Genomic DNA, 9916 nt, shown 5'->3' with positions numbered 1-9916 from the left:
CCGATCAGGGAGGCTGAGTAATCGCTGCCGCCGCGTTTCAGGTTATCCACTTCTCCTTTTGCATTGCGGCAAATATAGCCCTGCGTTATAAATATCTTCTGGCCTTTTTGCTTATCCAGCAGGTTGCCCAGGCGTATCTTGATCTTGGGAATTTCAGGCTCCTCAAATTCATCAATGCTCATGAAATCCAGCGCAGGCACCAGTACGGCCGGTACGCCGGCTTCTTCCAGGTACACGGTGAACAGCTTTGTGCTCAGCAGCTCGCCCTGCGCCAGGATGTCTTTGTTCAGCGCTTCGTTAAAAGATATTTTAAGGATGATGTTCAGAAATTCAAAATGCTCGTCTACAATCTCCCTGGCTTTGGCGCGCGGACCATCCTGCTTCACCAGCTCTTCACAAAAGGTACGGTAATGCTTTTCCAGCTTATCTATCTGCTGTTTAGCCTGTGCCTTGTTACCTTCTGCCAGTGACTGTCCTATCTCTACCAGTGCATTGGTAGTACCCGATAATGCAGATAACACCACAATCTTTGGATCGTTGTCTGCCGTTATCAGCTTGGCTACGGCATGCATACGTTCCGGCTTTCCCACAGAGGTGCCGCCAAATTTTAAAACTTTCATGTTGTGAGAGTTGTCTTTTAGTTGTATTTGTGTTTGAGTTTTTGCTATGCAAATTTCAGCTGAAACCGGGCGGCCACTTCCTCCAGGTCTTTTACTACCGGCTCCAGCACCGGGATGCCCTGCACTCTCCGCTCCTTTTCCATTTCCCGTTCAGGATCGCCGGGTATTAATACCTTTTGCCCTGCTACCGGCGCTGCCTGCCGGAAACGGCTGATCCAGGTGTCCATATTGGCCTTGAATTCCGCTGCCGGGCGGAAAGCATCTACCCGCATGGCGCCAAAAAAATGGCCCAGGCCCTGGCCCACAGGATCAGGAGGCAAGGGTAAGAAGCTTACGAACGGCGGCGCCCAGGGGCCGTAATTGGCGCCTGAAAGAACGGCCGAAAATATGTCAACAATTGCACCTAAGCAATAGCCTTTGTGGCTGCCATGCTCCCGGTCGCCGCCCAGGGGCAGCAACGCCCCGCCGCTGCGCAGCTCATGCGGGTTGGTGCTGGTGGCGCCTTCCTTATCCTGGATCCACCCTTCCGGCGCCTGCTGGTTTTTGCGCTGCAGTATCTCCAGCTTGCCGTTGGCGGCTGTGGTGGTAGCAAAATCCGCCACAAAAGCGGGCTGCTCGTTAGCCGGAATGGCTACTGCTATGGGATTGGTACCCAACATACGCTCTTTTGCAAAGGTGGGGGCCACCAGCGGGCTGGCATTGGTCATGGCCATGCCTATCATGTCCCTTTCCAGGGCCATCATAGCATGGTAGCCGGCTATTCCAAAATGGTTGGAGTTTTTAACGCTTACCCAGCCACTACCGGCGGCAGCGGCTTTTTGCAGCGCCACCTCCATGGCAAAGGGCGCTACTACCAGGCCCAGGCCACTATCCCCATCCACAACAGCCGTGCTGGGTGTTTCATGTACAATATGCACATCCGGGCGGGTATTAATGCGGCCGGCGTCCCACAGGCGCACATAGCCGCTCAGGCGGGCTACACCGTGAGAGTCTACCCCCCGCAGGTCGGCAGACAGCAGCACTTCGCTGGCTTTATCTGCATGCTCTAAAGAGCAGCCCATACGGGTAAATACCTCCTGTGTAAATTCCCTTAAATGCTGATAGGAAAAAATATGGTCCATGCTTTTGTATCAGTGCTAATAATCAGGCCTGTGCAGTGGGCCCGCCGAAATTCATGGGCAACGATACAGGGTCCTGGTCCTGTATGGCGCCATGTACAGATTCATATTTTTTAACATTATCTACTAATGCTTTCATAAAGCGCTTGGCATGCTGGGGGGTTAAAATAATACGTGACTTGACCTTAGCCTTTGGCAAACCAGGCATTACATTAATAAAATCCACCACAAATTCGGCGTTGGAATGCGTTATTACGGCCAGGTTCGCATACACACCCTCTGCTATTTCCTCACTCAGTTCTATGTTCAACTGGGTCTGCTCTTCATGCTGATTATCCATGTTCGGTAAGTTTGAGGCTACAAAAGTAAAAAAAGAGGTTTCAAATGAACCTCTTTTTTTTAATAGCTTGCTGCAGTGTAATGTTATTATTTTACCGGGCCAGGGATCAACAACAAAAATAAAACCGGGCAATGCTTCAACTGCCCGGTTTCATTTTATGATAAAAACATTGCTGTTAGTTTTTGTCCCAGAACAATTTGGTGGTTACTTCATCACCGCCAATTGCTTCAGCAGCTTTGTCGTAATTGATCTGGTTCAGGTTTTGCTCACTTACGGGATAAGGGAAACGAACCGGAATTTCAGACAGCGCCTCTTCGGGTTTTACCAGCTTCGGATAATCCAGCCTTCTCCAATCCGTCCAGGCTTCAAAACCACGGTTATACAGGGCCAGCCATTTCTGCACGCCTATTTTACCTTTAAATCCGCCCTGTGCAGTTGCATAATTTACTTCGGGCCGGGCCAGGTAGGCAACAGCATCTTCTTCCGTACCGCCCCAGGAAACAATAGAAGCGGTAACTGCATTTGTATAATGGGTGGCTGCTGTACCGGCTACGCCGGTCATGCCTCTTTCAATTGCTTCTGCACGGATAAATTCAACCTCGGTATAGTCAATCCAAACAGAGGGAAAATCTTTTGCGCGCAGCAGATCGCCTACCGGTGAAAATGCGCTATAGTCATTGCTGGTACCATAAATACCGCCTTTATAGCCACCGCCGGCAGCTTCACCCAGGAAAAAGGGTAAACGCGGATCGCTCAGCGCATTCATGGTATCAACCAATGTATTGGCGCCAACAAAGTCCAGGCGGCCGCTTTGTACCAGGTCAACCCACAGCGGGTTTGTATTGGGCGGCACAGTAGAGTAATGGAAAATTGCACTTTCTGATGCGGAGGTGAATGCTTTGGGAGAAGCTTCCTCAATAGCCGCTTTAGCCTTTGCAGGTTCAACATCGGCAATAATTATCCACAAGCGCATTTTCAGTGAATTAGCCATTTTTATCCAACCGGCAACATCGCCTTTGTACAGGATGTCGCTGGCGCCAAAGCTGCCGGCGGCGGGGTCCAGGTCAGCTATCGCAGCATCCAGCCTTGTGAGCAGATCCAGGTACACGGTTTTGGCATCGTCGTACTGCGGAGAAAGGTTGTTAATATCCAGCGCCTGCGTGTAAGGGATATTACCAAAGGTATTCACCAATACCGCATAAGTATAGATAGATACGATCTCTATCTGCGCCAGCTGGTTCTTTTTTACAGCAGCATCCGTACCTGCATCTTCCGTAATAATGGTTTTGGCCTCATTCAGGTCCGTGAGCACATCCCGGTACAATGCATGCCAGAAAGTTTGCGGGATATTGCGGGTACTTAAATCGTACTGGCTTTCATCCGGGTAGGTAGTTTCCGTCCAGTACTGGGCCAGCAGCCTGAATATGTTCAGGTTCACATTGGTGCTTGTTAGTGTATTGGTTACATTCAGCTCGGCATTGGCAAACAAAGTGCCGGCTGCTACGGCAGCAGGTTTTTTCGAGTTCTGGTTAAGGTCGGTGAGATCCTTGGTGCAGGAAGCCGTTAACACCATTGCCATCACCAGCCCTATGTATGATAATTTTAGCTTTTTCATGTTTGATAATTTTAGAACCTTACTTTAGCGTTAAAACCAAATGTTCTGACAGTGGGGTATGCACCGGATTGGTAACCCTGAACATTACCGGAACTCATTCCTTCTTCAGGATCTGCATAAGGCAGGTTTTTATGAATGATCCACAGGTTCCTTCCTATCAGCGAGAAATCTATCCCTTTAATAGGATGGATCTTTGAGATCAGTCCACTCGGCAGGGAGTAAGTAAGCGATACTTCTCTCAGCTTAATGTAGCTGGCGTCATATACGAAGGCTGCATCCGGGTTATAACGGTAGCCATACAGGCCGTAGTTAACTGCGCTTGCGCGAACGTCATTCGGCTTACCGTCTTCTTTTACACCAGGCAGTATTACGCCACCGCCATCGGCAATGGATGACCTTACCGGGTTGCCCTTGTCATTTACGCCGGCCGTTTCAGGAAGAATACCGGTAGCCAAACCATAGTACATATCCAGGGAGAAGATGTCGCCGCCCTTACGCATATCTACCAGGAAGCTCAGTGACAGGTCTTTATACTTCAGGGTATTGCTGATGCCGCCAATCCAGTCGGGGTTTACATTACCGATAACTTCGTTGGAAGTGCTGGACTGTTCATAGTGGCCGTCATCTCCTACTATTTTCTCGCCTTTTTCATTATACTTAAAGTTAGAGCCCCTGATGGTGCCATAGGGCTGGTTCAGGGTAGCGTTGATAGAAACACCGCTCTGTAAAGAAAGCGGGTTTATCTGCAGGTTCTGCACCCCTTCCGGCAAAGACTTCACCTTGTTGCGGTTCCTTGACCAGTTGGCATTGATGGTCCACGAGAAAGACGGTGTTTTAACCGGTGTTGCATAAGCAGATACTTCTATACCCTTGTTCTGGATTTCACCGGCGTTTACTACCTTATAATCATACCCGGTAGCTCTTGATACCGGCATAGCCACTATCTGGTCCATCGTGCGGGTATTGTAATAGGTTACATCAAAGCCTACCCTGTTTTCGAGGAATGCTGCTTCCAAACCGGTTTCCCAGCTCTTGGTGCGTTCCGGTTTAAGATTGGGGTTAAACTTGGTATTATTTACAGAGGCCAGCGGCACACCGTCTATACCGGTGGGTACATCAAAATAATCCACTGTATACAGGCCCGGTGCAGAGGAACCTACTTCCGCATAGTTTACCCTTGCCTTGGCATAAGACAGCCAGGGGGTATTGTGGATGAGCTTAGAGAACAGGAAGCCCAATGATACGGAAGGATAATAGTAGGTATTATTTTCCTTGGGCAGCGTAGAGGATTTATCCCTCCTGGCTGTAATATCCAGGAACAGCATTTCCTTGTAAGCCAGGTTGGCTGCAGCAAAAATACCGTCTACTTCTTCCAGCGAATCTACTTCTACCGGCGCTTCCAGCGGGTTGGCGGTGTTCAGCAGCGAATACAGGCGGGGTATTAACAGGCCGCCGTTGGTTTTAGCGCTGATGGATTGTACCCTTGTTCTTCTTACGTTGCCGCCTAAAACACCTCCTAGGTTAAAATCTTCACTTATTTTTTTATGGAAGTTGGCCATCAGGTCGTAGTTATACTCGGCAAAAGAGCGGTTGAACCTGGTGTATTCAGAAGGGTCGATACTTCCGATGGCAATCCGTTCTTCCTGTAATGCATTATAGGAGTCCAGTGAAACACGGCCCATCACATCTACCCAGTCTGCTATTTTGTAGCTGAGCGCTACATTACCGAAATAACGGGTACGGCTATCGTTCTCGTAATTTTCATAACGGGTCCAGTAAGGGTTATCCCAGTAAATAGGATTGGTAACGCCAATGCCGGCCTGGTTCCATGTTATGTTTTGTTTTGTGCGGAAATATGCATCGCGTTGCTCATATACATCCACGTTGGTTTCCCACCATTGACGCATATTGGTCATGAGGTTTTTAGAGTCATAACCGGTGCCGTAACGGCCAACACCTTTCAGTATAGTAGTATTGATAGAACCGCTGGCTGTTAGCTTGGGGGTAATATTATAAGATGCGCCAAAATTGATCTGGTCTTTTTTAATACTGCTGTTTGGCAGTATGCCCTTATCAATATTTTTGGTGTAGCCCAGCTTAAAGTAGCCCTGATCGCCGCCGCCATCAATCATAATGCTGTTGATGGTAGACACCGCAGTCTGGAAGAATTTAGTGGGATCATTAGTAGCGGCTACCCAGGGGCGTGATTTGCCATAGAACGGGTTGGTGGGATCAAAAGAGTACCAGCCATATACGCTCAGGTTCGGATCAAATGCAGCGCCATGAGAAGCATCTTCCGTAGTGGGCACTACCAGGTCGGGCACCCCATCGCCATTGATGTCTTTTTCCAGGAAGAACGGGTTATCACCAGGGCCCGGGGGATCTGATGTTGTATAATATGCGCCGTAGCCTGCACCATATTTTTTCTGGTATTTGGCAAAGGTGCTGGGATCAAACTTACCAACGGTTACGCCGGAGTTAATAGTTACCCCCAGGCCTCTCCTGCCTTTTTTGGTAGTGATCATGATCACACCATTGGCGGCGCGGGAACCGTACAAGGCGGATGCGGCAGCACCTTTCAGCACGTTCACGGATTCAATATCATCCGGGTTAATATCAGCGGCCGCGTTACCATAATCGTAACCGGCACGGCCACTGCGCTGATCGGCAGTGTTGGTGTTAGAGTTGTCAATAGGCACACCGTCTACTACAAACAACGCCTGGTTGTTGCCCGACAAAGATTTGTTGCCGCGCAATATCACGTTGGTAGAGCCTCCGAGGCTGTTATTGCGGCGTATTTCAAGGCCAGATACTTTACCGGACAGGGAGTTGGCCAGGTTGGATTCACGTACTTTTACGAGATCTTCCCCTACGACTGTTTGCGCAGAGTAAGGCAGCTCATTCTTTTTACGCTGAACCCCCAGGGCCGTTACCACTACTTCCTGCAGGCTTTCACTACTGGTTTGCAGCACAGCGTTCACCTCACCGCCGGCGCCTACAGGCACTTCCTTGGCAGTGTAGCCTACACTTCTGATCACCAATATGGCATTGCTGCCGGTTGTAGTAAGTTTGAAATTTCCTTTTTCGTCTGTGGTAGTTCCTGTATTAGTCCCCTTGACTTGTACTGTTGCAAAAGGTATGGGAGCGCCGTCGCTTCCTGTTACCTTGCCTGTAACCTGGCGTTGTTGGGCGAATGCCAGCGTTACAATCACCATAAGCATGGTGAAAAAGAGTAACGTCTTTTTCATTAAATAACGATTTAGATTTTGGTTGACACGTGTCCACAATTTAGACAAAATTTCTGCTACTAGACAAGAAAAAATTAACGTTTCGTTAAGGATATTTTAATTTTTAATTCATATAAAAGCTCATTATCAGAAAAATACGTACTAAACCTGGGTAATGTGTATTTTTTACATTTTACTGTTCCGGGACTGCTTTTGTGTTAAAACAATTGTTGTGCCTGCAACTGAATAATGCTTTTTTGCCGGCCGTTCACCTCCTCCCATCCGCTACTTATATTAATGGTATTCCGGTAGGTTACCTGGTTCCAGCGTAACCAAACGGCTAAACGTTTGGTAAGGTTATACCGGATATTAATGCTGTATTGCCAGCCATCTCCGTTCAGCTGCATTACACTATTATTATACAGCATATTACTTTCAATGGCATACACCGTGCTGCCGCTACCGCTGGTACTGAACCAGGTAAGGCGGCCCGAAAGGCGTACCGGTACCGTGGTACAGCGGTACTGCAGCTCCTGGAAACACAGCCAGCCCTGCTGCCGGTCTGCAGCTTTGGTATAATGGTTCAGCTCTACCCTGCTGCGCAGCTTCCACTGCCGGCCCGGCGACATGCTTACCTGCCAGCGCCAGCTGCGCCTGCTCACCGGCACTACAGGGGCAATGTAAGCGGTGCTGCCGGTATAATTTTCCCAACCGCTCTTATGGCTATAACGAATAAAGGCTTCTGTTTGTTTATCCGGCGTATAGGTAAGGCTTGCCAGCAGCTCCCGGCCATTGGCGCCGGGCATATTCATACGGTACCGGAGCCAGGGAAAGCGGAACAGGTCGGCATAGCCTTCCCACTTCAGGTGCGGGGTAAGGCGTAGGGTAACCGCGGTATACCAGCCGCTTTCATTTACCGGGCGGTAGCTGTTGCCAAAGGCATTGCTGTACAACGACTGGTAAGCGCGGTCATAAAAGCGGTATAATAAAGCCACATCCACCCGGGGATGCACGGTAGCCAGCAGGCCATTTACCGTGGCCAAGCGGCCATGTGCATCAACAGCTGTTTCACCAAAGCAGTGCACATTTCTCCAGGTACCGCTGTAATCAAAGCCTGCGTTGAAAATACGGCTGCCCTCCGGCGCAAACAGATTATACAGGGCATCGCTCTTTTGAACCGGAACAGAAAATTTATGCTGTATAACGTTTACGCCCATACGCCAATTGCCATTGTCATATACAATGCTGCCGCCTGCAGTAAGCTGCTGCAAAACCCCACGCTTTGCAGCTTCCAGCGCCGACCGGTGATAGCCGGTGGTAGCAAATGCGCTGATGTACGGCGTACCGGTAAGCGTATCTGCCGTTTCGCCGGTATTGCCATCCAGGCTGCGCAGCGATACAAAACCTGTTACCTGCCAGATATGCTGCTGCAGCGTAATGCCGGCACCACGGAAAAAATAGAACTCGCCTGCTGATGCATAAGGGTTCAGCACTTCGCCCTCCCGCTTTACCTGCAGCACTACCGGGCTTTTACCAAATGCCAGGGATTGCCAGTTAATTAATCCCTGGCCCATGTTCACGGTGAAATCGCCCAGGGCCAGGGCCTTTATGTGCTTATAGTTACGGATGAACAGGTGCGCGCTGTAAAAATCAAATCCCTGCCTTTGCGCGCCTTTAAAGAACTGCTCGCCGGCATCTTTTTGCATTATTACCCCCCAGCTGGCGTACCCGGGAAGGTTATAGCGGTAGCGCAGCAGCAGCTGGTCCGGGGAGCCGGCATAGTGCGGGGCAGTAGTATCTGTATGTATATAGCCACGCGGCAGCTCCAGTTGCCGGCCATAGCGTACCAGCAGCGCATGCCCGCCTTTATGCAGGTAATCGCGCAGGGTATATTGCGGCTGCAGCCCGCCTGCCACTGTTACATAAGGCAATAAACGGTTAATAATACCGGCGTCAAAACCCGGCACGGCCTGCAGCTCATAAATGCTTACCAGCTTACCTAACAAATGGCGGTAACGCAGCAGGGCGCTCACCTGCAAGGGGGTTAACAAATCCAGCGACCGCAGATCGGCGGCGCCGGCGGTATTCAGGTCCAGCGGGCGCCGGGTATAGGCGTTCAGCTGTTGCCAGCGGGTATCATCTTCCGGCGTAACTGTGCTGCTTTCGAGCTGCTCCTCTCCCGCGGCTGATAAAACAGCTGCCGACTGGGCATAGCCCCGGCCCCAGGCGCCCAGCAACAGGCAGCCTGCCAATATAATATGGTAATGGTTCATGGCTGCGCTGTTTTGGGTTTGGGTTGCCAGGTAATAGCTGTTGCAGGTGTAATGCCCAGCTGCGGGTGGTAACTACCGGAAACGTATATACGTAACGATTGCCAGCTGAAGCTGATGCCGGCGCCGCTCAGCTGCGGATCTGTAGCAATGCCCAGCTGCAGCGATAGCCGGGGTATAATGCAGTACGTTCCCATTACCCGTGTGGTAACCGGGCGGCCCGTTTCCTGTATCGCCTCTGCGCTGAACAGCAGGCTGCCGGACACTTCATACCCTATGCCGGCGCTGTACACTACAGGTATATCCTGCGCACCGGCCTTATACAGCTGTTTTGCAGGCGGGTTAAAAGCATGTATGCCTGCGTGCAGCTGCGGGGTAATGTGCAGCAGGCAACCTGCTTCAAAAGTAACGGTACCGGCACGGCCATACTGTTGTATGGATGCAGCCAGGTAATCGGCCTGTATGCCAATGCTTACCTTGCTGCCCAATGTTCTGCCATAGGCAATACCCAATTTTTGCTGGTTAAAAACATTGTACCCGAAATGCTGTGCAAACAAGCCGAAAGTGCCGGATGGCGTGGGTATGGCCACAGCCACAGCATACAGGCTGGTAGCAGCCAGCATAAAACGGCGCTCGGCATACACGCCCGCGGAAACAGTGGAAATATGCGCCAGGCCAGCCTGGTTATGCATGGCTGTAAACACATGCTGGAACTGGGTGCTGTAC

At 50.5% G+C, this 9916-nt stretch carries 6 protein-coding genes and 1 pseudogene; all 7 read right to left on the bottom strand.

All coding sequences use genetic code 11. The features are described from left to right. A pseudogene (locus VFS25_RS06645) lies at positions 1–620 on the bottom strand (aspartate kinase); the annotation flags it as partial. A gap of 44 nt (positions 621–664) precedes the next feature. Further along, positions 665–1741 carry an Ldh family oxidoreductase gene (locus tag VFS25_RS06640; protein WP_326461344.1) on the bottom strand — a complete coding sequence of 359 codons (1077 nt, stop codon included), beginning with the start codon at positions 1739–1741 and terminating at the stop codon, positions 665–667. A 22-nt stretch (positions 1742–1763) separates the two neighbouring features. Continuing rightward, on the bottom strand, positions 1764–2078 hold the full coding sequence (locus tag VFS25_RS06635; protein ID WP_326461343.1) for a DUF3467 domain-containing protein: 315 nt from the start codon (positions 2076–2078) through the stop codon (positions 1764–1766). 175 nt (positions 2079–2253) lie between these two features. Beyond that, positions 2254–3693, bottom strand: coding sequence for a SusD/RagB family nutrient-binding outer membrane lipoprotein (locus VFS25_RS06630; protein WP_326461342.1), 1440 nt, complete (start codon positions 3691–3693; stop codon positions 2254–2256). An 11-nt stretch (positions 3694–3704) separates the two neighbouring features. Beyond that, positions 3705–6941 carry a SusC/RagA family TonB-linked outer membrane protein gene (locus VFS25_RS06625; RefSeq protein WP_326461341.1) on the bottom strand — a complete coding sequence of 1079 codons (3237 nt, stop codon included), beginning with the start codon at positions 6939–6941 and terminating at the stop codon, positions 3705–3707. Positions 6942–7138: 197 nt separating this feature from the next. Then, a complete protein-coding gene (locus VFS25_RS06620; RefSeq protein ID WP_326461340.1) occupies positions 7139–9193 on the bottom strand; it encodes a helix-hairpin-helix domain-containing protein in 2055 nt (684 codons plus the stop codon). Next, a partial coding sequence (locus VFS25_RS06615; RefSeq protein ID WP_326461339.1) for a hypothetical protein occupies positions 9190–9916 on the bottom strand: 727 nt, incomplete at its 5' end. The genes VFS25_RS06615 and VFS25_RS06620, both read right to left, overlap by 4 nt.

Source organism: Chitinophaga sp. (genome assembly GCF_035761305.1).
In the GTDB taxonomy this organism is placed as follows: Bacteria; Bacteroidota; Bacteroidia; order Chitinophagales; family Chitinophagaceae; genus Chitinophaga.
This window is presented reverse-complemented; position numbering and strand designations above follow the sequence as displayed.